This is a genomic window from Lacipirellulaceae bacterium, from assembly GCA_040218535.1.
Classification (GTDB): domain Bacteria; phylum Planctomycetota; class Planctomycetia; order Pirellulales; family Lacipirellulaceae; genus Adhaeretor.
Map to the genome: position 1 here is coordinate 430,113 of JAVJRG010000010.1, position 23,539 is coordinate 453,651.

The 23,539-nt window shown below is 56.3% G+C and carries 23 protein-coding genes; 9 read left to right on the plus strand and 14 right to left on the minus strand.

From position 1 onward, the window contains the following. Positions 1–11: 11 nt before the first annotated feature. On the plus strand, positions 12–218 hold the full coding sequence (locus RIB44_13760) for a hypothetical protein (protein MEQ8617635.1): 207 nt from the start codon (positions 12–14) through the stop codon (positions 216–218). 76 nt (positions 219–294) lie between these two features. Here the strand turns inward: RIB44_13760 and RIB44_13765 are convergent, their stop codons facing one another. After that, positions 295–705, minus strand: coding sequence for a 6-carboxytetrahydropterin synthase (locus tag RIB44_13765; GenBank protein ID MEQ8617636.1), 411 nt, complete (start codon positions 703–705; stop codon positions 295–297). Between the two features lie 152 nt (positions 706–857). On the opposite strand from RIB44_13765, the gene RIB44_13770 reads away from it, so the two are divergent. The 4 genes from RIB44_13770 to RIB44_13785 all read left to right on the plus strand — a co-directional run bounded on the left by RIB44_13770 (position 858) and on the right by RIB44_13785 (position 4,685). After that, the gene (locus RIB44_13770) at positions 858–1,946 is read left to right on the plus strand and encodes a Xaa-Pro peptidase family protein (protein MEQ8617637.1); all 1,089 of its coding nucleotides are present in this window, start codon (positions 858–860) and stop codon (positions 1,944–1,946) included. Between the two features lie 100 nt (positions 1,947–2,046). Continuing rightward, positions 2,047–2,541, plus strand: coding sequence for an acetyl-CoA carboxylase biotin carboxyl carrier protein (accB, locus tag RIB44_13775; GenBank protein ID MEQ8617638.1), 495 nt, complete (start codon positions 2,047–2,049; stop codon positions 2,539–2,541). 56 nt (positions 2,542–2,597) lie between these two features. Further along, complete coding sequence (gene accC / locus RIB44_13780; protein MEQ8617639.1) at positions 2,598–3,941, plus strand: acetyl-CoA carboxylase biotin carboxylase subunit; 1,344 nt, start codon at positions 2,598–2,600, stop codon at positions 3,939–3,941. Positions 3,942–3,986: 45 nt separating this feature from the next. Continuing rightward, positions 3,987–4,685: a hypothetical protein gene (locus RIB44_13785; GenBank protein MEQ8617640.1), complete on the plus strand. Its 699-nt coding sequence runs from the start codon at positions 3,987–3,989 to the stop codon at positions 4,683–4,685. A 299-nt stretch (positions 4,686–4,984) separates the two neighbouring features. Here RIB44_13785 and RIB44_13790 read toward each other — a convergent pair whose 3' ends face one another. Next, positions 4,985–6,268: a serine hydrolase domain-containing protein gene (locus RIB44_13790; GenBank protein MEQ8617641.1), complete on the minus strand. Its 1,284-nt coding sequence runs from the start codon at positions 6,266–6,268 to the stop codon at positions 4,985–4,987. 908 nt (positions 6,269–7,176) lie between these two features. Here RIB44_13790 and RIB44_13795 point away from each other — a divergent pair. Then, positions 7,177–8,499, plus strand: coding sequence for a 6-phosphofructokinase (locus RIB44_13795; GenBank protein MEQ8617642.1), 1,323 nt, complete (start codon positions 7,177–7,179; stop codon positions 8,497–8,499). 52 nt (positions 8,500–8,551) lie between these two features. Next, a complete protein-coding gene (locus RIB44_13800; protein ID MEQ8617643.1) occupies positions 8,552–9,184 on the plus strand; it encodes an inorganic pyrophosphatase in 633 nt (210 codons plus the stop codon). A gap of 25 nt (positions 9,185–9,209) precedes the next feature. Here the strand turns inward: RIB44_13800 and hisB are convergent, their stop codons facing one another. Further along, positions 9,210–9,803 (minus strand): imidazoleglycerol-phosphate dehydratase HisB, encoded by a 594-nt coding sequence (gene hisB / locus RIB44_13805; protein MEQ8617644.1) that lies wholly within the window; start codon positions 9,801–9,803, stop codon positions 9,210–9,212. Between the two features lie 208 nt (positions 9,804–10,011). Here hisB and RIB44_13810 point away from each other — a divergent pair, with 208 nt between their 5' ends. Beyond that, positions 10,012–10,230: a hypothetical protein gene (locus RIB44_13810; GenBank protein MEQ8617645.1), complete on the plus strand. Its 219-nt coding sequence runs from the start codon at positions 10,012–10,014 to the stop codon at positions 10,228–10,230. A gap of 6 nt (positions 10,231–10,236) precedes the next feature. On the opposite strand, the gene rsmA is transcribed toward RIB44_13810, so the two are convergent. From rsmA to gnd, 8 genes are all read right to left on the minus strand, one after another. Further along, positions 10,237–11,175: a 16S rRNA (adenine(1518)-N(6)/adenine(1519)-N(6))-dimethyltransferase RsmA gene (rsmA, locus tag RIB44_13815; protein ID MEQ8617646.1), complete on the minus strand. Its 939-nt coding sequence runs from the start codon at positions 11,173–11,175 to the stop codon at positions 10,237–10,239. A gap of 30 nt (positions 11,176–11,205) precedes the next feature. Then, positions 11,206–11,814 (minus strand): riboflavin synthase, encoded by a 609-nt coding sequence (locus RIB44_13820; GenBank protein ID MEQ8617647.1) that lies wholly within the window; start codon positions 11,812–11,814, stop codon positions 11,206–11,208. Then, positions 11,795–12,697, minus strand: coding sequence for a CDP-diacylglycerol--serine O-phosphatidyltransferase (gene pssA / locus RIB44_13825; protein ID MEQ8617648.1), 903 nt, complete (start codon positions 12,695–12,697; stop codon positions 11,795–11,797). Before pssA ends, RIB44_13820 begins: the two co-directional genes overlap by 20 nt. A 252-nt stretch (positions 12,698–12,949) precedes the next feature. Continuing rightward, entirely contained in the window at positions 12,950–13,873 is a 924-nt protein-coding gene (locus RIB44_13830; protein ID MEQ8617649.1) for a phosphatidylserine decarboxylase family protein, read from the minus strand. A gap of 197 nt (positions 13,874–14,070) precedes the next feature. Next, entirely contained in the window at positions 14,071–15,522 is a 1,452-nt protein-coding gene (gene zwf / locus RIB44_13835) for a glucose-6-phosphate dehydrogenase (GenBank protein MEQ8617650.1), read from the minus strand. Between the two features lie 134 nt (positions 15,523–15,656). Then, positions 15,657–16,433, minus strand: coding sequence for an SDR family oxidoreductase (locus RIB44_13840; GenBank protein ID MEQ8617651.1), 777 nt, complete (start codon positions 16,431–16,433; stop codon positions 15,657–15,659). Positions 16,434–16,511: 78 nt separating this feature from the next. Next, positions 16,512–16,988 carry a hypothetical protein gene (locus tag RIB44_13845; protein MEQ8617652.1) on the minus strand — a complete coding sequence of 159 codons (477 nt, stop codon included), beginning with the start codon at positions 16,986–16,988 and terminating at the stop codon, positions 16,512–16,514. Between the two features lie 91 nt (positions 16,989–17,079). Next, entirely contained in the window at positions 17,080–18,519 is a 1,440-nt protein-coding gene (gene gnd, locus RIB44_13850) for a decarboxylating NADP(+)-dependent phosphogluconate dehydrogenase (protein MEQ8617653.1), read from the minus strand. A 348-nt stretch (positions 18,520–18,867) separates the two neighbouring features. Between gnd and RIB44_13855 the strand changes: the two genes are divergently transcribed. Further along, positions 18,868–19,956: a sugar kinase gene (locus RIB44_13855; protein ID MEQ8617654.1), complete on the plus strand. Its 1,089-nt coding sequence runs from the start codon at positions 18,868–18,870 to the stop codon at positions 19,954–19,956. An 11-nt stretch (positions 19,957–19,967) separates the two neighbouring features. Here the strand turns inward: RIB44_13855 and RIB44_13860 are convergent, their stop codons facing one another. The 3 genes from RIB44_13860 to RIB44_13870 form a co-directional block, all read right to left on the minus strand. Beyond that, positions 19,968–20,843: an HAD family hydrolase gene (locus tag RIB44_13860; protein ID MEQ8617655.1), complete on the minus strand. Its 876-nt coding sequence runs from the start codon at positions 20,841–20,843 to the stop codon at positions 19,968–19,970. Positions 20,844–20,862: 19 nt separating this feature from the next. Beyond that, positions 20,863–22,653, minus strand: coding sequence for a hypothetical protein (locus RIB44_13865; protein MEQ8617656.1), 1,791 nt, complete (start codon positions 22,651–22,653; stop codon positions 20,863–20,865). A gap of 69 nt (positions 22,654–22,722) precedes the next feature. Further along, entirely contained in the window at positions 22,723–23,442 is a 720-nt protein-coding gene (locus tag RIB44_13870; protein ID MEQ8617657.1) for a transglutaminase-like domain-containing protein, read from the minus strand. Positions 23,443–23,539 lie beyond the last annotated feature (97 nt).

Below are 23,539 nucleotides of genomic sequence, written 5' to 3' on the forward strand. Positions count from 1 at the left end.
AGTGTTCATCCGTGGCCAAACACTGGGCCGCGATTCTCTACGCTCTCCGCGTCTCTGCGTGGGACAAACAACAGCAGCAAGTTCCGGAATTCCTTCCCCAACCGGCAAAGATTGCCAAAGCTAGAAGCCGTCGAGCGACGATACCGTTTCTTACAAAGCCAACTCATCGTGGCAGCGACAACGGCCGTCGCGATAACGAAACATCCCAGGGGGGATAGCAGCCCGCAATCAGCTTCGGTTGATCGGGCTGCTTTTGTTTTTGCACAAGAGTGTTAAGCCGCAGGGCTCGCCCCGCTAACCGGGAATGTAAGTCGCAAAGCACTTGGGCGTTTCCCACAGCCGAACCTCAACGATCGGCACGGCAAGGTCCAAGCTCTTCGTTTCGGTGTAGATCAGCTTGGCGATATTTTCCGCCGTTGGGTTTTCATCCACCAGATAGAGCGGCTCGCCCATCTCTTCCAGGATCGGAACCACTGGATCGGCCCGATTAAGCAGCATGCGATGGTCGAGATTCTCGTCGATCCACGTGCTCACAGCTTTCTTGATGTCCGCAAAATCTACGACCATCCCTCGGTCGTCAAGCTCGGGACCCTCAATAGCAATCACCGCCTTGCCATTGTGCCCATGCAGATGGCGGCACTTGCCATCGTAGTTGAGCAAACGGTGGCCGTAGCAGAATTCAATCTCGCGGGTGACTCGGAACATTAGTGGGCAGTCGGCAGGGGGCAGGGGGCAGTCGCTTCAAGGATTATTCTCTCAGGGTACAGGCCGGTTGCAAGTGCATGAGACCAATCAGATACTAGGGACGTTGCAATCTTTGCTCAGCGAATCCCCACTGCCCACTGCCCACTGCCCACATGAACCACGCTCCCCGCAGAAATAAACTTCGTCGTCGCCTGAAAAAAGAAGGCCTCGACGCACTGCTGATTACCAACTTCGTTAACGTAACCTACCTCACGGGTTTCACCGGTGACGACAGCTACCTGCTGGTCACTTCCGACCACGACATTGTCATTAGCGACCCACGGTACACCCAGCAACTCGAAACCGAGTGCCCCGACGTCGAGCTCCAAATCCGCCAGCCCGGCGAGAAAATCCTCGACGATCTGGCCAAAATCGTGAAAAAGCACAAGGCCGCGAAACTCGGCTTCGAGGCCTCTTCACTAACAATCGCAACGCATGCGGCGATCGAAAAAGCTTTGCCTAAGGTTTCTCTCGAACCGACCGAGGGCTGGGTCGAAGAACTGCGGATGATCAAAGACCGAGACGAAATCAACGCTACCCGCAGGGCCTGCGAGATGGCCCGCCGAGCGATGGAAGTCGTCCGAGCGAAGATCACTCCCGAGACAAAAGAATCTGACATCGCGGCGGACCTGGAGTTTCAGGCCCGGCGTTTCGGCGGCAAGGGGTTGAGCTTCACGCCCATCGTGGGCGTCGAAGAACGAGCGGCCCTCCCGCACGGCACGCCCACTGAACGGCGTATCGAGGATGCCGAGTTCCTGCTCATCGATTGGGGCGTCAACGAGGGGCTCTACATGAGCGACCTCACGCGTATCCTCACGACGGGCAAAGTTTCCGCCAAACTCCGCAAGCTCTACAACATCGTCTTGAAGGCCCAACTGGCTGGAATCGCCGCCATCAAGCCGGGAGCCATCTGCCAGGATGTCGACGCCGCGGCACGCAAAGTGATTGAAAAGGCCGGGTACGGTAAGTACTTTGGACACGGGCTGGGGCATGGCACCGGGTTGGAAATCCACGAGGCGCCAAGACTTGCGAAAAACCAGCAGACCGAGCTGAAGCCAGGAATGATCGTCACCGTCGAGCCTGGGATTTACTTCCCCGAGTGGGGTGGCATCCGCATCGAGGATGACATCCTGGTCACAAAGAACGGCCACGAGGTACTCAGCGACGTCCCCAAAGACCTAGACCAGTGTGCAGTCGGCTAATTTCCCGCTATATTTAGCCCAGCATAGAGGTTTCGCGGCGCTGCTTGCACCGCGCTAATCACTGCCAAAAAGCTGAACCGAATCACCGGAGTAATTATCAATGGCCACCGGCGGCAAAGATTCCAACGACGTTTTTGATGTGCGCCGAGTCCGTCGTCTCGTCGAATTGATGAATGAGCATGAACTCGGCGAGATTGATCTCAAGCAGGGGGACCAGAGAATCCGGCTCCGTAAGGATGGCGATCAGCCGACGATTGTTGCCGCTCCAGCAGCTGCAACACCGGCTCCTGCTGCAGCAGCTCCGCAAACTCCCGCTGCCAGTGGCGGAGCTACCGAGGCGGCCCCGGCTGCAGCCGCTAATGCCACCTACATCACCAGCCCAATGGTCGGCACGTTCTACACCTCATCGAGCCCTGACGCCCCGCCACTCGTCAAGGTCGGAGATCAGGTTGGCAACGACACGGTCGTTTGCATTATCGAAGCGATGAAGGTCTTCAACGAAATCCCCGCCGAGACATCGGGCAAAATTGCCGCCATCCTGGTCGAAAACGGCGACCCGGTCGAATACGGACAGAACCTCTTTCAACTCGAATAACTTCTGTTCGCCCAACTACTCGTACTCCCCCGTCGCCGCCCGACTCTTGAACTTCTATGTACCAACGTATCCTCATCGCCAACCGTGGAGAAATCGCCCTCCGCATCATGCGTGCCTGCCGCGAGTTAGGCATTGAGACGGTCGCCATTTATAGCGAAGCGGATCGCGGCTCGAACTATCTCGACCTCGCTGACGAAGCCTACTGCGTCGGCCCCCCGAAGCCCGTCGACAGCTACCTAAAAATCGCCAACGTCATCAGCGCGGCCGAAGTTGGCAACGTCCAAGCGATCCACCCCGGATATGGCTTCCTTTCAGAGAATGCCCACTTCAACGAGATTTGCCGTAGCTGCAACATCGACTTCATCGGCCCCAGCCCTGACGCGATGGCCAAGCTCGGCGACAAGAACGCCGCCCGCGAACTGGCCCGCAAAGCCAACGTGCCGGTTGTTCCCGGGAGCGAAGGGCTCATTGAAACCGAAGACCAGGCCCTCAAGTTTGCCCACGAGGTCGGTTTCCCTGTCTTGATCAAAGCGGTCGCCGGTGGTGGTGGCCGCGGCATGCGAGTCGCTGCCAACGATTTGGCCCTCAAAACCGCTCTTCAACAAGCCAAGCAAGAGGCCGAAGCCGCTTTCGGCAACGGGGCCGTCTATCTCGAGAAGTACGTCGAGCAACCGCACCATGTTGAGGTCCAAGTCATTGCCGACCACCACGGCAACGCCGTTCACCTCTGGGAACGCGACTGCTCCGTCCAGCGTCGCCACCAAAAGCTCATCGAAGAGAGCCCGAGCCTCAGTGTTGACGACACGACTCGTAACGCGATGTGCGAAGCGGCCAAACGGCTCATCCTTGAAGCCGATTACACGAACGCCGCCACCGTCGAGTTCATCGTCGATAAGGATGGCAACTACTACTTCATCGAAGTAAACGCCAGAATCCAGGTCGAGCACCCAGTCACCGAACTGATCTCCGGCGTTGATTTGATTAAGCAGCAACTGCTTGTTGCTGGCGGCGAAAAACTTTCCTTCAGCCAAGAGGATATCGTTGCCAAGGGCGCGGCCATCGAATGCCGCATCAACGCGGAAGACCCTGCCCGCAACTTCCAGCCGTCCCCCGGCAAGATCGAACGCCTGGTCGCCCCCGGCGGTTTCGGCGTTCGTTGGGAATCCCACACCCACAGCGGATATGTCGTACCACCCTACTACGACTCAATGATCGGCAAACTCTTAGTCCACCAGCCGACCCGCACCGAAGCCATCGCCTGCATGCTTCGCGCCCTCGCGGAACTCAAAGTCGACGGCATCAAAACCACCGCGCCGCTTCATCAAGAAATCTTGAGCCACAGTGCGTTCGCCGAAGGGCGGATCGATACGACGTTCGTCGAGCGGACGTTCGGGGCCTGAACAATTTCGGATCCTGTCAATAAATTCTCACCATTGGACTGACTCATGACCGCTACGAAGTTTTCAATCATTCTATCCACGCTTGCATTCTTTGTATTTTCCTCTCCAAGCAACGCGTCGACTCTTCTCACCGCTGGTATTGAAGATGGTTTTGCGGCTCCAACTGAGGCTGCAAATCCCAGCGCCAACTTTCTAGCAACGGTGCCCGCTACTCCCGGTGTGAACGCAGGCGATTTCGACGAAGTGTCTGCCAATCGCAATACACTTCACACATTCGACGGCCTCCCTGCTGGCATTGTCTCCGCTACTCTGAGATTTCGAGTGCAGGGCAACCCGAGCGTCAATGCTACCGGCAACGGTGGCGATGGCATCATTCTAGCTTTCTCGGATTCTGATTCTGACGATCTCGCTGACGATTTGGTGTGGTCTCGCACGTTCGGCAGTACAGGCAGCAACGGCGCACTTTTCGTAGACAACGATCCAGGCTTGCTCACCAGTGGTATCTGGTCGGGGACTTCCAATGAGGCAGGAATTCTCGATTTGTCTGCACTCCCGTTGGCAGGAGGCGGAACTCTTGACCTCATCCCCTTATTAAACTCGAACGGCTTTCTCGATATTTTGAGTGGTGATGATTCAACGACAGACTTCTTCGAGTTGGCTATCGAAGTACCTGAGCCAACGAGTTTCGCATTGCTATCCTTGTCCGCACTCAGTGCTTGCCTAAGGCGACTTCGAGTGCGATAAGCCTAGAGAGTCATACTCGAAAAACTTGCAGCGCTCGTCTGGTGCCTGATACAAACCATTCGACGTGCCAGCAGTGTCAGGCTCTCGGAGAGCTTTGCCTCAATCTCAGTCGCGAAGCGACGGCAGCCCGTAGCCAGGGGCGTGAGCCCCTGGATGCAGCACGCCAAATCAATCAAGCCCCGAAGGGGCGACAGTAGTTCGCTATCGCTGAACCAATGTCGTCCCTCCGAGGCTTACCTTTCGTTATCTCAGATCCCAGGGGTTCTTGCCGACGACTACGTACTTGCGCCACTTCGTGGCTAGGCGACTGGCGAATTTCGTGTCCTTAAAGATAGGCTCTTGAGTAAGAGGAAAAGAAATAACGCTAGTCCACCTCTAGGCTCCGGCACATTCGCAACGCTCGCATCCGCCTCCACCCCGCGCTGCCATGCCAGAAAACCATCCCCGTCTTCGCTCACCCCATACTGACTAGCCCACAAACTCAAGTCCGCCCTGTCGACGCTTCCATCGAGATTCAAATCTCCGGGATCAGCGACTGCTTCGAGAATCGCCAAATGCATCTGCGAAGAGAGTTCCTCAATGTTGGTAATCCGCGTCGTATCGGTAGCTAATGTGAAAACTAGCCCGTGCGACTGGTCAATCCAACTGTGAAAACCACGGCCACCCGCTGCCAGCACATCAACCGGCGGGCCTGCTTGGTCGAGTTGGTCCAGCCAAACGCCGATGCCGTAGCGGTTGTTCTCGACCGGGGAAAAGTCAATCGGTGTGGTGTCTTCGGTCACCCGGGTGAACATTTCCTCGACGGAGTCTTCGGAGAGGATCCGCGTCCCAGTCACGCGATCCTCGCCGCCGTTGAGTAGCATGTCCATGAAGCGTGAAAACTCAGACGCTGTCGACTCCATCCCACCCGCGACTCGTGGATTCGCATCGCTAGCCGTCACGAAGCGTGTGTTGGCCATCTCCAGCGGTCCCGTAATTCGCTCCGCCATCAGATCAACGAAGCTCTCACCGGTCGCTACCTCAGCCGCGGCCCCGGCGGCATGCATTGAAATACCACCGTAGCCGAAAGTGCTTCCCGGCGGGCCGTTCTCCAGAGGCCGAAAACTAATCAACCACGCTGCTTGCCGAAGCGTGATGTCCGTGCGAATGAGAATCGGAGAGGTCCCGCCTTCGGAAGGCAACCCGCTGGTATGCGAGAACGCCTGCCGAATCGTGATGTCGCGATAGCCCTCTTTGTCATACTCGGGGAGAAAATCACTGAGGTGACTCTCGAGCGAAAAACCACCTTCAGCAGATTCCGCGAGCGACATCATAAGCGCACCGCTAAGCGTCTTTGTGCTGCTATCGGCCCGCGCAGGCTGATCGATCGTCCAGTTGCCAAATGCCTGATGAAAGATCGGCTGGCCATCTTTGAGAATGCGAATATCAAAACCGGGGACTGGGTCGGCGACGTTCTCGCCGAGGATCGCACCTTCAGCAAGTTCTGTCAGAGCTGACAGGTCCTGGGCTAGTAGGAGTTGAGGCACACACCAGCATTGCATAGCCCCAACCACCAACAGCGTCCGGTGCAGAAATGGATGCATGACAGTGAGGTCTCGATTGCTTGTTGTTTGGATGACGTCCTTACGAATTCACCTATGAAACACCTGTAATAGGTCGAGGTTTCGCGCTGTTCCAGACCATAAGCTTTCAGTGAATTTATGTACTGTCACCCAGTCGCGAAGCGACGAAAGCCCGTAGCCATTGGCGTGAGCCAATGGTGATTAGCTCCACCAAACCCAAGCCGCGAAGCGGTGACAGCGTCTGGGGGCTTCTCAGACGCTGCCACCGCTTCGCGGCTTCGGCAAAGATCAGGCACGTTTCCCCGAGCTGCGCTCGGGGCTACGTGCCGTACGCAGCTTCGCTGCTCTAGACAGTCCCTAGGGCTCACGCCTCTGGCTACGAACTTTCGACATTACGTGGCTGTTCGCCGCACCGAATTTCTTCCTCGACCAGCGCGGCCAAGAATCGCTGCCGCTTCCCTCTGAGCGATCAACTAGAATAGGCATGCCCGCTGCTCAGCACCGCACCGATTCGCAAGTCTCGTAAGCGGAGTTCACCTTGGAAGGCTCATGGATACTGACCGAGTTTTGCACGTCTCGTGAGGCCGCGCGGAGCAAAAGTCGCCAACGGCTGCCTTGGGCAATCGACCGAAGCAGCGCAGTAGCAGGAGGTTAGGAGAATCAAATGCGAAATGGCGAGCTGACTATTGCACAGTGATATCGAGCTTTCGTGCAAAAGTGCAAAAGTCGCTCGGGACTTCTGATGAAATGCACGGGGCGAGCCCCGTGGCGAAATGTGAGGGTTTTTCCCTCAACAGGAGAAAAACCGGCCCATTTTCACCTGACTCAAACTGCCCTAAAATACGCCCTCACAATTAACCTACCTAGCTCGCGTCGCTCAGCAATGCTTCGAGCCACGCTTCTGAAACCACCTATCTTGGATCCTTTCGATGGCTGAAACTCTCTCTCGACCTCCCCGCACGACTCACAACTTTGGTAAAGTTGCCATACTTTTCGCCGGTGGTCCCGCCCCTGGGGCTAATGCCGTCATTTCCGCGGCCGCCACTTCCTTTCTCCGTAACGACGTCGAAGTCGTTGGCGTGAAGCATGGCTACTCTGGCCTGATGGAGTTTAGCTCCAGCCGTCCGCTGGAAGAGGACCGCGACTATGTGATGATGAACCACAAGATGCTCCGCCGCACGCGGAACTCTCAGGGCATCATGATCGGCACCGCACGGGCGAACCCCGGTAAGATGGTTTCGCATCCCTCACACTTGGCGGACGAAGAGAAGTCAGGGCCGCTGAAAACCGTTTACGAGGCACTCCGCTCGATCGGCGTCGACGCCCTTATCTCGATCGGCGGTGACGACACGCTCAAAACGGCCAACAAGTTCAAGATGTACCAAGATCGTTTGCCACTGGATGCCCATCGCATTCCCGTGGTGCATCTACCCAAGACGATCGACAACGATTACCGCGGCATTGACTTCACCTTCGGCTACTTCACGGCGGTGAACTTCATTGCCGAAGAAATCCGCAACATGTTGGCTGATGCGGAAGCCAACCGCAGCTACTTCCTCGCAGAGTCGATGGGCCGCAGTGCCGGCTGGCTCGCCTATGGAGCGGCGATCGCCGGCGAAGCCAGCCTCGTGGTGAGCGTTGAGGACATCATCGGCAAGTACCGCGCTCAAGAGGAGTCAATCAACCCGAAGACCGGCGAAAAGACAACTCGCACGATCATGAACCTCGACGAGGTCATTCCCCGCATCGTCGCCACGATGACCACTCGCGAGCGCGAAGGCAAAGAGTACGGCGTGATCGTCGTTGCCGAAGGACTCGCAGAGTTTCTACCCAATAGCTACCTCGAAGGTGTTGGCCGTGATGACCACGGTCACATCAACATCTCGGCAATCAACCTGCACGACTTATTCTCTGATCTCATTGCCAAGGAATACAAACGGCAAACCGGCAAGAGCAGGAAAGTGAACGCCGTACAACTCGGGTACGAGGCCCGTTGTGCCAAGCCGCACGCCTTCGACGTGATGCTAGGTAGCCAGCTCGGCGTGGGTGCTTACCGAGCACTTGTCGAACAAAGGCTCAATGGCGTGATGGTTTCCGTGTCTGGCCAGTTGCAATTGGAGTACGTGCCGTTTGAAGACTTGGTCGATCCGGAAACGCTCGTAACCGTCGTCCGCTACATTGAGCAGGACAGCGACTTCCAGAAGCTGACCCGATTCCTGGAGACCTACGTCAACGAGGGAGACATCGTCTAAGAGTTCGTTCTTCTGTTAAAGCTATCTCAAACACGGAACTGATAAAGAGAAAATGGCATTTCCTACTCCGTTCTACCGCTGGCGGCCTCACCCTTGGCATGGACTAAACGTCGGGCCTGATCCCGAAAAGCTCGGCCCCGAGGCGCCGATTATCGTCCATGCGTATATCGAATTGACACCGTTTGATCGTATTAAGTACGAACTGTCGAAGAAAACGGGCTACCTGATCGTTGATCGGCCTAACAGGACATCCTCGTTCTGCCCAACGCTCTACGGCTTTATCCCACGGACCTACTGTGGTGAGAAAGTCACGGCACTCATGGACGAAGCCGACCGCGGTGACGCTGACCCTTTGGACATCTGCGTCCTGAGCGAACGCCCGATTACCAAGTCCGAGATCATCCTCAAGGCACGTGTCGTCGGCGGCTTGCCGATGCTCGACGATGGCGAAGCGGACCACAAAATCATCGCCGTCCTTGAAAACGACTACATGTGGGAAGGGATCAACGATATCGATCAGTTACCGACGGTACTCGTCGATCGGCTGCGGCACTACTTCAGCACCTACAAGATGGTCTCACCCGACCAAGAGAAAGTGCCCATCGGCGCACCTTACGGCCGAGAGCAAGCCGCCAAGGTCATCCAAGCCGCAGTGGCTGATTACGAAGATCAATTTGGGGAGTGAGCCGCCTGTCGGCCCAACCGCCAACTCAACCGTCCAGCGTCCCCTTCGTACTCGGCACACCCGGCATCCGCGGATCGCTTTCCACCGCCATTCGCAAAGCACGAGCCGAGCACTTGAATACCGCCTCGGCAATGTGATGACTGTTCCGTCCGTAGTGAAGCATCACGTGGAAGTTGCAAAGCGCGTTCGCAGCAAACGCCTGCCAGAAATCCTCAAGTAGTTCGCTATCGAACTCACCAATTTTTTCTGATGGAGTCGGAGCGTTATAGGCCAAGGCATACCGGCCACTGAGGTCGAGCGCCGTCGTGACCAGCGTCTCTTCCATCGGAAGTGTGAAGTGCCCGTAGCGGCGAATCCCCGCCTTATCGCCAAGGGCTTGCTTGACGGCTTGGCCTAGGGCGATGCCCGTGTCCTCGACCGTATGATGCTGATCGACGTGGAGATCACCCTCAGCTTTTACTGTTAAATCGAACGCCCCGTGCTTGGTGAACAACTCCAGCATATGGTCGAAGAAGCCTACGCCGGTCTGAATATCGGCAACCCCCGACCCGTCGAGATTGATCTCGACCGAGATCTTCGTTTCGTTCGTCTTACGATCGATCTTACCAGTACGGGCCATTGAGATGCTTGATTTACAGGGGTTTGAGGAAATCCGGCAATTAATCGTATCACGGACACGGAATCGGGGCGACGTGTTCACCGTACCTCAGTGAGGGAGTTTCAGGGATTGATAGAGCTTCAATCGGCCAGATCGCTATAATCCGACGGTAGGCAGCCCTTTTGTCGTCGAATTCAGCTCGTTCACCTATGCTTGAGGAGCACCTCCGATGGCCCCGATGAAACGCCCCGCAACCAAGCCCTATCTGGAAGATCGAGAAGATACGATCTCGATAGCCACCCTCGCCAAACGGTGGCACCTTACCCACCACGAAGCTCGGCAGTTGCTGTCGGAGGGAGAACTCCCCTTCGTCCAAATCGCCGGCAAGATTCGCATCCCTTGCGAAGCGATAGCCACGCACGAAAAGAATTGGCTCTCAGCCTCTTAACTCTGGCTAGAGTGACCAGTCAGGCGCCTTGGCACGAATCAACTCGGTGAGCCTTAGTAAGGTCGGCACGTCGAGTTGCTCCGTGCGAACATCGTCGGAGAACTCCATCTCAGCGAGAATTTCATCCACTTCAGTCTTGCTCAGATGCTTCTTCATCGCCGCCACGACATTCGCCCGCAAGAACTTCCGGCGGTGGATAAAGATGGCCTTCGTAAACTGATGAAAGTACTTGAGGTCGGGCACGAATGCTCGACGTTCCGAATCGACGACGATCTTGACGATGGCGGACTGAACTTTCGGCGGGGGCCAGAAAACACCTGGCGGCATGACGCGGACAATCTCCGCAGCGGCTTGGCATTGAATCCAGACGCTTAACGCGCTGTAATCCTTCGTCCAGGGCTGGGCGATGATTCGCTCACCCAGTTCCTTCTGGATCGTGACCGACATGCTGTGAGGAACAAAGTTACACGACAATAAGTTGCTGATCACCGGCGTCGCTACGTTGTAGGGCAAGTTGGCCACCAGCTTTAAACGTCGCTCGGGAGAAACGCTTAGTTGTTTTTCGATATGCGCGAGGACTTCCGGGGCAAAGGAGTTCTTATTCCGCAAGGCGTCCTGTTTGAGCATCACGACGTTGTCGTACGGCAAAAGCAACTCACTAGCCAACTCAAACAAGTGGCCGTCGATTTCGACGGTGATCACCGAGGCCGCTTTTTGGGCCATAAGTTCCGTCAGCGCCCCCGTACCCGTGCCAACCTCGAGCACCACATCCCGCTCGTCGAGTTCGGCCGTATCGACGATCATCTGCTGCAAATTGAGATCAATCAGAAAGTTCTGTCCGTGCCGCGTGGCGGGTTGGATACCCATTTCGCGGAAGCGCTGCATCAGGAACGACTTCGTCTGACGAGTCGCTGAGGATCGGGTTGGCGAGGGTTGATTGGGCACAGGAAGTTATCAGTTGGCAGTGTTCAGTGTTCAGTTTTTAGTAGCGACTTGGAAGCCGCTGAGTTGACGTTCGACGTACTTGGCGAGGACATCGGTTTCGAGGTTCACCGAATCGCCAACTCTTCGCTTGCCAAGGGTCGTCACGCTTAACGTATGGGGAATCAAAGCAACGCTAAATGCCTCATCGGTCACATCGACCAGCGTCAGGCTGATGCCATCGACCGCAATCGAGCCCTTGCTAGCCATTTGCTTCGTGAGCGAGGCGGGGGCGTTAAACCACATCGTGCACCACTGTCCATCATCGTCGCGCGATTTCACCGAGCCGAGCCCATCAATGTGTCCAGTCACATAATGCCCACCAAGTTGGTCCCCGACCTTCAAGGAACCCTCAAGATTTACCCTCGATCCAGCGGCTAATTCTCCCAAATTCGTGCGACTGAGCGTTTCCTCACCCGCTTCGAAGGCAAGTTTGGCACCGTCCCGTTCGACGACCGTTAAGCAACAACCGTTCACGGCAATACTCGCACCGATTTCCGCCTCGGGGGACAACGTCGGTGACTCGATCACAAGGCGAGCCCCTGGTCCCTCACGGCGAAACTCGACCACCTCGCCAAGTTCTTCAACCAATCCGGTGAACATTCGGCTCGCTTTCTTCCGCGTCTGTTTCAAATTCCTTCTGCCCACTGCCTCGCAGCTTGTTTTTCCAAATATGGAGTAATGCTGGGGCAACCGCATAAACGCCGCAAAGCAGCGGAACGGCATACCAACGTACAGCGACAAGTGCGAGTATCGCAAACACGATCACGACGAGTTGTGAAAAGCTCTTCTGTCCCCTTAGAGCTATCGTCACGATGTGCGGATAGGGCACGCGGCTGACCATCAGCAGGGCGATTACCATCGCATAGGGTGGAAGCAACCACTGGAGCCAAGCGTCGTAGTCGTTAAAGTTCTCGAAATTCAGTTCGTTCCGAAGCGTGTAGGAAAACATTGCACAACTGGCAATCACGGCAGCGGCGGCGGGCGTAGGAAGACCCTCGAATGCCGTGTGGTCGTCGTCCTCGTCGGTTTCCACATTGAACCGCGCGAGCCGCAACGCGGCACAGCAGGCAAATAGCGCGGCTATGCACCAAATCGTTTGCCTATGGAGTTCAGTGAATTGCGGGCACATCTTCACAAGCAAGATTGCCGGGGCGACTCCGAAAGAAACTAGATCGCAGAGGCTGTCTAGCTGCCCGCCGAAATCGCTAGTGGTCCGCGTCATGCGGGCGACTTGGCCATCGAACATATCGAACAACATCGCCAGGAAGATCAGCATGCCGCACAGCATCAGATTGTGGGTCGGATCTTGGCTGCCCAAGAGCGCGGGAAACTCTCGAATAACACCTATCGTCGGTGCCGGCTCAGCGATCACCGAGCCCGCTTTGTCGATCCGCGACGCCACCACGATCGCAAAGAAACCGCACACGAGGTTTCCCAACGTGAACAGGGTGGGCAGGACAGCAACAGCGCGGATTCTACGCATTTGGAGACAATTAGGGTTTTACCACAGAGGGCACGGAGAACACGGAGGTTTGGTGGAGACTCGCTCGAATGCTCTTCCTCTACACTCTGGGCATCACTCAATGGTAAGTGTATTTTCAAATGGAACAGGCAGCTTTGCGCGTAGCGATCAATTATTCTACTCAAATAAAAACAGTTACCTGGGGTATAACTGGAACACGATCGCTTCCACCAACAAGCCTCCGTGTTCTCCGTGCCCTCTGTGGTTCAAAAACTAAGCAGTAAACCTCGCTAAGATAGTTGAGCCCGCTTTGATTTTCTGTCCCACTTCGACTTCAGATTGAACAGCATCCCGGGGGAGTATTAGTTCGGTACGGGAACCAAGCTTAATCATACCAAATTTCTCGCCCCGCTGGACCGCCTGGCCTGGCTTGAGCGCACAGACAATTCGCCGGGCGATGAGTCCGGAAATCTGGCGAACGGCGAACTTCACTTCAGGACGGCGTTCATCTTGGAAGCCAATCCACATGTATTCGTTGCGAATGGCGCTCTCCGGGTTCATGGCATTGAGGAATTCGCCCGGCTTGTAGTGCATGTCGACGACTGTACCGTTGCGGGGCGAACGATTGATGTGGATATTGAAGATCGAGAGAAAAATGCCAATTCTCAACGCCGGGCCATCGAAGAATTCGTAATGGTCCAGCTCGGTCACTTCGGCAATCGTCCCATCCGCGGGTGAGACGATGACCTCGGGATCGTCCGGGATCACTCGGCGCGGGTCGCGAAAGAAGTAAACGACCAGTCCAAGTACAACGATGGGAATGATCGCTAACCATTTCCAGAACCCACAGCACGTCAGCAGAAGAATCCCTGCCGCCAGCAAGGGGTAACCCATCAACTGCAGTTCGGCCAAGCCCCACCGAGCGAAGGGAATCGACTCCCGCCAGCGGAACGGATCGTCCTGTGGCTTCCAGTGGGCAGTGCAGAGGTTCGAGCAGTACTTCAAGTCGCGGGGATCGAGAATTTCGTGTGGCGCACCATCGGTGTCACCGTGCCGCAGTTCCGCCATCCGCGCGACGTAGCCTTTGCGAAAGGTCTTCAGCCACCAGCGCCGCCAGCGTCCCCAGAGCAATTCCAGCGAGTAGCATTTGCCGCCACCGGGCTGCACGCTGTTGATGTTTTCGGGGAGCTGGTTCACTTAAAGCACTTTTCTTGTCTCGCGCAGAGACGCGGAGACGCAGAGGAGGAATGTCGAACACTCAACAGTTTCTAAACTTGTTCTCTTCAATTCTTGTTTCCACAGTTGTGCTTGAATAGAGAGGAGATACTAAGAATTCTCTTGACGTTACAAAACTTATTCTCTGCGTCTCCGCGACTCTGCGCGAATCACAAGAGTTACAAAACCGGACACGTATCAAACCACTCACGGTTCTGCCCTTGCATCCATTCGGTGCATTCCTCGGGGCCCCAGAAGCCCGGGTCGTACATGTAGAGCGTCGGTTTGTCGCTTGCAGCCCAGCCTTCGAGGATCGGGTCGATCACCTTCCAGGCGGCTTCGACCTCATCGGCGCGTGCAAAGAGGCTGGCGTCGCCTTCGAGTGCATCGAGCAACAATCGCTCGTACGCTTCCGGCATCTTGCTCCTAAACTCTTGCTGATAGTTGAAGTCGAGGTCCGTCTGTCGCATTTTCATTCCAGCGTCAGGCACTTTGGTTTGAAAGTGCATCTGGATCCCTTCGTCTGGTTGGACCTGCACAACCAAACGGTTCGACTCGCCGAGGCTCTTCGGGCTGTCGGCAAACAGCTTGTGGGGCGGCTCTCGAAATTGAATGACAATCTGTGTCGTGCGACACGACATCGCCTTGCCGCTTCGTAAGTAAAACGGCACGCCCTGCCAACGCCAGTTGTCGACCCACAGTTTGATCGCTGAAAACGTCGCCGTGCGGCTTGTGTTCTCGACTCCCTCGCAAGCCGTGTAACCGCGGTACTGGGCACGGAAAGTATCTTGCTTGATCGCTTTCTCATCGACAGGGCGAATAGCGTGCAACACCTTTACTTTTTCATTACGAATCGCGTCCGCATCATAGCGAACGGGAGCCTCCATCGCGGAGATCATCAGCAGTTGCAGCAAGTGGTTCTGCACCATGTCGCGCATCACGCCGGCCGAATCGTAGTAGCCCGCACGGCTGCCGACTTCCACTTCTTCGGCCACGGTGATTTGCACGTGGTCGACGTAGTTGCGGTTCCAGATCGGCTCGAAGATCGTATTGGCGAACCGCAGGACCATCAAGTTCTGAACGGTTTCCTTGCCCAAGTAATGATCGATACGGTAAACCTGATTTTCCTTGAACACTTCATGCACGGATTCATTGAGCTGTTGAGCCGTTGCCAGATCCGTGCCGAAGGGCTTTTCGATCACCACGCGGCGGGGGCAAACGCAATCGTCGGCTAAGCCACTGGCGCCGAGTTGCTGGATGGCCGGCTCGTAGAAGCGTGGGGCTGTCGAAAGGTAGTAGACCCGCGGGCAGGGCTCGCCTTTTTCGACTTCGCTGAGGAACGCCTTGAGGGTTTCGAAATCTTCCGCTTTGCCGATGTCGCCGGGGTGATAGAAAATGTGCTGGGCAAACTCCGCCCACTTCTCTTGATTGAATTCCTCGCCGACAAATTTCTGGGTCGTTTCCGTGAGGCTTTCCCGCCACTGTTCGTGCGAGAACTTGCTACGCGAGAAACCGACCACCCGCACACCGCTGGGGAGTCGCTTCTTCACGAACAGCTTGTAGAGTGCCGGAATGAGCTTGCGGCTGGTGAGGTCGCCGGAAGCGCCGAAGATGACGAAGGTGGGAGGCATGGTGGGGCGCGAGTTGTTGGGCGCTGAGCGCTAGATTAAGATCGAAACTGTTGGCAAACGCAGAAAACCGCCTCAACCCAAAGTTTAACGGGATTCACACGAACAACTAGCGCCTAGCGCCCGATAACGAGCGCCTAAATAGTCATCGACGTAAACCCGCCGTCGACGTAAATTGCCTCGCCGGTGATGAAGCTGCCGGCTGTTTTTGAGAGGAGCAACAATGTTGCTCCGATTAGTTCCTCTGCTTCTCCGAAGCGGTCCATCGGAGTGTGCCGCATGATGTCGGCGACGCGTTCTTCGCTGAGGATCTTGCGATTCTGCTCCGCGGGGAAGAACCCGGGGCAGAGGCAATTCACGCGGACGCCCTTGGTGGCGAACTCGCGGGCGACATTCTTGGTGAGGTTGAGGATCGCCGCTTTGCTAGCGGCATAGGTATAGACTTTTGACAGCGGCAAGAAGCTGGTGACGCTCCCGATGTTCAGGATTGACCCGCCACCCGCGTCAATCATTGCCTTGCCGAACACCTGACAGGCGTAGTGCGTGCCGTTGAGATTCGACTGGATGATTTTGTTGAATTCGTCCTCTTCGATTTCGAAGTAGGGCGTTGCTGAGTTCACCCCGGCACCGTTGATCACCGCATCCACGCGGCCATACTCGGCGATCGTCTTATCACAGAGCTCCTGAATCGACGCCTTGCTCATCGCATCGACCGCAGCAAACGAAGCGGAGCCCCCCTTCGCTTTGATCGACTCGACGCGTTGGCTCCCGCGTTCCTCACTGCGACCCGCGACAACCACGTGCGCCCCCGCCTGGCCCAGCCCCTCGGCCATCTCTCCGCAAAGGACACCGGTACCGCCGATCACCACGGCGACTTGATCTTGAAAGCTGAAAAGTTTTTCTAGGTAGGACATGGGTTGTTGGGTTGGTTAGTCGTTAGTTTTTTGAACCACAGAGGGCACGGAGAACACGGAGGGTTACTAGAACAGTAGTCACTCGGCATCCAAATCGTTTTTATCAATTTGGGTAAAGTGTAAAAATCTCTCCAAGTCTGCCTTCCTATATTTATTGATAAACTCAGGGGTAGAATTTGTCGTTAGCATCAAATCATAGATGTCATTGATACGTTGTGAGTCAGACATCACCTTATTACTTTCCAAACGTGACTCAAGTTCAGCAAGTAAAACTCTCATCTCATCGTTTGAAGTCTTGGTATGAAAATAGGTGACGTTACCCCAAACGTTGCGAATAGCTAAGTCATCCTGCCAGTGCTCTTGAAGGTAACTGGTTTGGCTGTTCTCAAATATTGATTCCAGGACGTGTAATTGCCTTTCTTGTAATTGAGAAAAGGTCAGAGTTTCCCAAGTAAAACGGACATAGATGACGATGAACGAAACCAGAAAGATGCACAGAACTGCTAGTCCAAATTGAACAATTCTTCTTCCAAACGAAAACCTAGAGGAGGACATGTGCAAAGACTCTCCAATAGAGATGATTCTCGCATATCTTTCTCTGTGAACCTCCGTGCCCTCCGTGGTTCAAAAAACCGGAGCCGCCAACTCAGCTAGGCTCACGCCGCTCTTGCAGCCACTCCGCGTGGAACATTTCACCGCGTGGCTTATCAACACGCTCAAAAGTATGAGCGCCGAAGTAGTCGCGTTGGGCTTGCAGCAAGTTCGCCGGCAGGTCGGCTCGGCGGTAGCCGTCATAATACGCCAGCGCGGTCGCGAAGGCGGGCACCGGGATGCCTAGCAGCGCGGCTTGCGAGACAACATGCCGCCAGGCGGCTTGGGCCCCCTCGATCGCTTCCTGGAAGTACGGGGCGAGGAGCAGATTCTCCAGGTTGGGCTCCTTGTCGAAGGCTTCCTTGATCGTATCGAGGAAGACCGCACGGATGATGCAGCCGCCACGCCAGAGTAGGGCACAATCGCCGTAGTTCAGCGGCCAATCGTGTTCCTTGGCGGCGGCCTGAAGTTGGACGAAGCCTTGGGCGTAGCTGACGATCTTCGAGGCGTAGAGTGCCTGTCGAATTTGGTCGATGAACTCTTGCTTGTCGCCCGAGTACGTTGGCGAGGGACCGGTGAGAACTTTGCTCGCTCGGACACGTTCGTCCTTGAACGAGGAAAGCCCGCGGGCGTAAACGGCTTCGGTGACAAGGGTGCTGGGCACGCCGAGGTCGAGGGCCAACTGGCTCATCCACTTGCCGGTTCCCTTGGCACCAGCACGGTCGAGAACCTTGTCGACCAAGTGGCTGCCATCGTCGTCCTTCACGCTGAAGATGTCGCGGGTGATTTCGATGAGGTAGCTGTCGAGTTCGCCTTTGTTCCATTCGGCGAACACGTCGTACAGCTCGTCGTTGGAGAGGCCGAGGCCCTCCTTCATCATCGAGTAGGCTTCGCAGATGAGCTGCATGTCGCCGTACTCGATGCCGTTGTGGACCATCTTCACGTAGTGACCGGCACCCCGGGGGCCGACCCACTCGCAACAGGGGATGTCGTTATTCGGCCCAACCTTTGCAGCGATCGCCTGGAAGATCGGCTTCACGTGTTCCCACGAGTCAGGACTGCCACCGGGCATCATGCTGGGGCCTTTGAGAGCGCCCTCTTCACCACCGGAAACGCCCGTGCCGCAGAACAAAAGGCCCTTCTCTTCGACATACTTCGTGCGGCGTTCGGTGTCCGCGTAGTAGGTATTACCGCCGTCAATGATGATGTCGCCGGACTCGAGCAGCGGAATGAGCGTCTCAATGACCGCATCAACCGCCGGCCCCGCTTTGATGAGCATCATCACCTTGCGCGGCCGCTTGAGATTCTTGACCAAGTCTTCGATCGTGTGACAGCCGACGAACTGCTTGCCCGCGGCACGACCATTGATGAAGTCGTCCACGACGCTGGTCGTGCGGTTGTTCACGGCCACCTTGTAGCCACGGCTTTCGACGTTGAGGGCCAAGTTTTCGCCCATCACGGCGAGGCCAATCAGGCCAAAATCACAATCACTCACAGCAGGCAACCTTTCCGGGGTGGGCTAATGGCAGGTGTTGTCGACAGCGGAACTCGTCGAAGGGATGGCGAGCGTAGGTCGGCGTCATTCGGTTCGAGGTAAGCGTATGATGATCGGCTGCGAAGTAACTTTGGTCAAGTGTGAGGCGACGCAAAGCGGTTATGTTGTCTGCGACGTATTGATGCCTGATTTCTTCACTTGATATTCCGTATTTCCTGCAAGCTTGAACGCTTTTCGCTTGATGATTCGCGGGGGCTTTGACAGTGAACTGACCCTTGGATAGGGTGTGGGATTCGCCCACTGCAAATTGCCCCCACCTAACACATTGCCCACAGAGGACCTGCCGCGATGGCTGCACTGCCGCTGAAATCTGCCGATGACTGCCAAGTTGACTTTCTCTCACTGGGGGCGATGGTCCACCGGCTCGATCCGGGGATTACGCCGTTCCGCCGGGCGAGGGAGTTCGCGGTGCATGTCTCTGGAGGTGAATACAACTGTGCGGCGAACCTCGCCAGTTGCTTCGGCCAGCGGACTGGAATCGTCACGGCGATGGTCAATAACGGCATCGGCGAACTCGTCCAAACCCGCATCCGCGAGCTAGGCGTGCGGCCTTTCTTCAAACACTTCGAGCATGATGGCGTCCGTGGACCGAACATCGCCACCGTTTACAGCGACCGCGGCCATGGTGCGCGGGCACCCGTGGTGTTCTACAACCGGGCTAACGAAGCGGCCGCGATGCTCAAGCCGGGCGACATTGATTGGAATTGCATCTTCGATCAGGGCGTCCGCTGGTTTCACTCGGGTGGCATCTACGCGGCGCTAGGCGAGAAGACTTCCGACTTGATTGCCGAGGGGATGCAAGCCGCCAAGGCAAGCGGTGCGATCACTTCTTTCGATCTCAACTACCGGGCTAAGCTATGGGCAACGCTCGAAGGGGGCGAGACGAAAGGGATCGACATGAATCGCCAGATCGCCAGCCACCTCGACTGTCTGATCGGCAACGAGGAAGACTTGCAGAAGGGTCTCGGATTCACCGGGCAAGATGTCGAAAAGAAATCGAAGCTCGACCCCGAAGCGTTCTTCAGCATGATCGAAAAGGTGAAGGCCGAGTTCCCGAACATCAAAGTCGTGGCCACCACGCTTCGCGAAGTTGAAAGTACGAGCCGTCACAACTGGAGTGCCGTGCTGTGGGTCGACGGCGAGAAGTTCACTTGCCCCACGATGAAGCTCGACGTGATCGACCGCATCGGTGGCGGCGACGGTTTCTGCAGCGGCATGATTTACGGGATGCTCGCCGGAGAGAAGCCCGAGCAGTGCCTGCGACTCGGCTGGGCCCACGGGGCGCTGCTGACGACCTATCCGGGGGATGTCTCGCAGGCGACACTCAGCGAAGTGGAAGCATTGGCCGAGGGCGGGTCGGCGCGGGTGCAGCGGTAAGGCGAGTTACATCAGCCCTCCACCACGTTCCACTCCGGCTCCGCCGGCAGAAACGTCTCGAACTCCTCTAGCAACTGCTTCTGATAATCCCCGCTGAACGTGCCGAATAGGAAGCGGTCGATTCCCTCGTCGTGCAGGCGTTGCCAGCTTGCGTCTTCATTGCCGGGGTTGATCGGGAAGAATAGGCACTTGTTGGCAATGGCCGCTTTGTAGTCGCCGGGGGAGTCGCCGATCATCAGGGCGTGGTTTGCATCGTAATGACTTGCGAGGGAAAGCGTTTCTCGCTTCGGTCCCGTCTCTTGGCCGTAAAGAGCCCGCACATAACGGGCGACCCCGTTCTCTTCCCACTCGTACTCAAGAGCTTTTATCGGTGTTCCGGAAACGACCAGCATGTCGGCTGCCTCGTCGAAACGGTGCAGGCATTTTTTCACGGACGGAAACGGCGCGATGTTGCGAATCATTGCGGTGATCGCGTCGTTTACGTCTTCAGACCAAGCGAGAACTCTCTTCAGATCAGGATCACCAGTAGCGTCCGCGATTTCGGCCAGAGAGGGATTGCCAAGTGTCTTGGCTTGCTCGACCCAGTTCCGTAGTCCCTCGAGCTTCGGCACGGAAGTACCACGTTCAATGACTTCGGGACGACCGCGCAGCCAGTCGAGCTGTTCCAACAGTGCAAGAAACCGATTCGATCCTCGACTCTTGGAATAGAGGTTTACAAACTCTGACACTTCGCGAGCATATTTGCCAACGCTTTGCAGGCTAAAGTGTCGGATGAACGCGGGGATGAAGCATTCCTTGTGCTTCAACTCCATCGTGTCGAACACGCACCCGTCCGAATCGATTCCGACGAGAAAGGGCTTCTGCGGTTTGTAGTTTTCCAGAGGCATAGTAATCAAGTTCTATGGGCTAATTGTTTGTGGGCTCTTTCGACCAGTTGGCGACTAATGAGGTTATTCGCCGTTCAATCCGATTCATTTCCGCGGCGAAACGTGGGTCGTTCACGCCGCCGAACTTCTCCGTAAAGTCTTTCTCTGCGAGACCTTCACTTAAGTCGTCGATCTCGGGCAGAAACCGCTCCACTGAAAATGAGCGTGCAACCTCATCCAGGGAGATGCGTTTACTAAGAATCGCGGCAGCAAACACAATCCCAGCACGATTTGCAGCCATGTCGGCAAAACTAAACCCCGTCCCGCCCTGGGCATCAAGCAGTTCCTTCGCCAAACCGGCACTCCTAGCAGCCTGAGATCCCACAACGGTAACGAGATGGGCAGAGACGAAAAAGTGCTTGGTAAGATCGGCCCTCTCGTGCATCGTGGGCTGGCCAATGGCGGCACGGCGTCGGCGTTTCTGCTGCGTATCCTCAACGCGGCTAAGCAACTGGCCTGACACGGGCAGGATCGACAAGGTATCCGTCTCATCAAGTGCAATACCCAGGGCAAGTAGGAAAGCCTGTTGCGAGCGTTCGCGGCGGACTCGCTTAGCCGCTAGAGCTGCTTGACGCACATAGAGTTCTAGTAACTGGTCACCAGAGACCGGTTCACGTTTTCCTTTTAGAGTTCCCGCTGCTTGCTCGCGAGCAAGCCGTTGATTAAGCTCGCCGACCCTAACCAAGTGATCGAGTACCTTGCGTACGTCGTTCACCAACGGCGTTGTACCAGCCGAGCGGACGATACGACGCAGTCCCGTGGCAGCGGAGTCGTTCGGAAGAGCAGGCTCAAGTGCCGCATAAATCGCATCCAGTCGGCGACGGGTCTCCATCGAGACATCCGAAATCTTCGTGACTCGTTTCCGGCGAATCTCTTCGCCCAACAAAGACATCCCCAATGCGTTAACGGGATCGAACTTGATGGTCGCCTCTGCCGCTCGCGACTTACCCCCAGTAAGAACAGGTCGCATGACACTGTTCGGTTCAGGACTGTGGGCGGCACCCAAGTGATGGCCCAGTTCGTGCACGAGTAATTCGAGACGCTCTGACTCTAGGACGTTTGCCGCACGCTCTTTGAGCAGAATGTGGGGATGTAAAGGTCCACGTGTGCCGCCCAGGTGATACCGCCCCTTTTCAATGCGGTATTGGCTCGTGAATCCGATGGCCACTCGCCCTGGAGCCGGATCGACTTCACGCTCAAACTCCTTGAGTGTGCGATTAAAGTCTTTTTGTTCAGGAGAAGAGTCCCACGTTTCAATCGCAACGACTTTGAATCGGATACCACAGTGAGCCGAAAGTACCTTCGAAGCTTCTGCCAGGCGAGCCTTCAAGAGCGGCTCCCATACGGTACGGTGCGTTCGTTCGTCGTCGTCGACAAGCAGCTTCACGGGGATGACTCCCGCGTTGGGCAGCAGGGGGAGAGCATCGCCCTGCGTCTGTCGTCGGATACCACGGCGACCTAGTCCAAGCTCTTGCAGCGCGAGCTGGTCGTTCTCCAAATCGCGAGCGAAGTAGTAGGCGGCCCCGTGCTCAATCTCGAAATCGTAAACTTCGCGTCCTTCTCGGACTCGGACCTTCGTCGCAACGTCGAAATAGATCGGTCTCGATTCTTGCGGCTCGATCGTCACCATGCGAAGGTCTCCCCCCGCAGGAATCGTTGTTAGGCGGATCGGATCCTTCGTTCGATTCGATAGAACGGCCACGTCTGCGCACGCGGTGGAGGCGTGAACAGCATGAGCCAAGAGGAGAACCAACAATTGAGCAAGCCGCATACCCCTATCATAGGTGCTGAATCCAGCAACGACGAGGACAGAGTTCCCGAACTGCGGAGAAATGCTGGGCTAGAACCGCCCGAGGCAGTCCTGCAGCTCTTGCATAGCGTAGACATCACGCTCGCGACCCGTGGCAGCGAAAACTGCTTGCAGATTGAACAGCATCCGCGAAAGCCATTGCCGGGCGCTCGCCCGCACGAGGCAACCGGGTACGGCGACTTCGCTCCTCCCAGTGGCTTGGGCAATTCGGGCAAGCGCTTCGGCCGAGGTCACAATGCCTCCGCCGTAGAAAGGATCGACATACATGCTGCCCTCGTCAGGCGAAACAACTTCAACGAGGAAATGGCCGGGAGCGTTAACCCCGTAGACTTCCAGTTCCAGTTCGGCCGCAACCCGACCGTAGACCAAGGCAAGCGTGATGGGGATTCCCTGGCGACTCTGGAGTACGGCAGGTAGATAGCTGTTGGACGGATTGTAATAGTCGTCGGTGTTGCCACTTAGTCCGATGACCTCGAAGAGCAGGTCATGCAAATGGGCTATCCGCGCTTCGAAGCCCGTCGACCGAATTCGCTTGCGGACGGCTTCGGCCAGATTCTCGACAGCCGTTTCGCCAGCCGCAAAGTCCGCTTGAGGCATGTCGTGCCTCGCCAGAGCCCAAGCCGCTTCGAAAAGCCATTGAAGCTTGTCAGCCACTGCCGGTTCGTCTAACTCGCGACCTTCCAGTACTTTCTCGAAGTGCGCGTAGGCCTCGGGGCGGCAGTAGGCAGGTCCCGTGGGGAGCAAGGGCATCGTCATTCCTAACTGGCAACTTCTCTGTTCAAGGGGCAATGAGCCGGAGGGTTCACATAGTAGCCCTACCGCTCCGCGGTAGGAAAGCAGAAACATT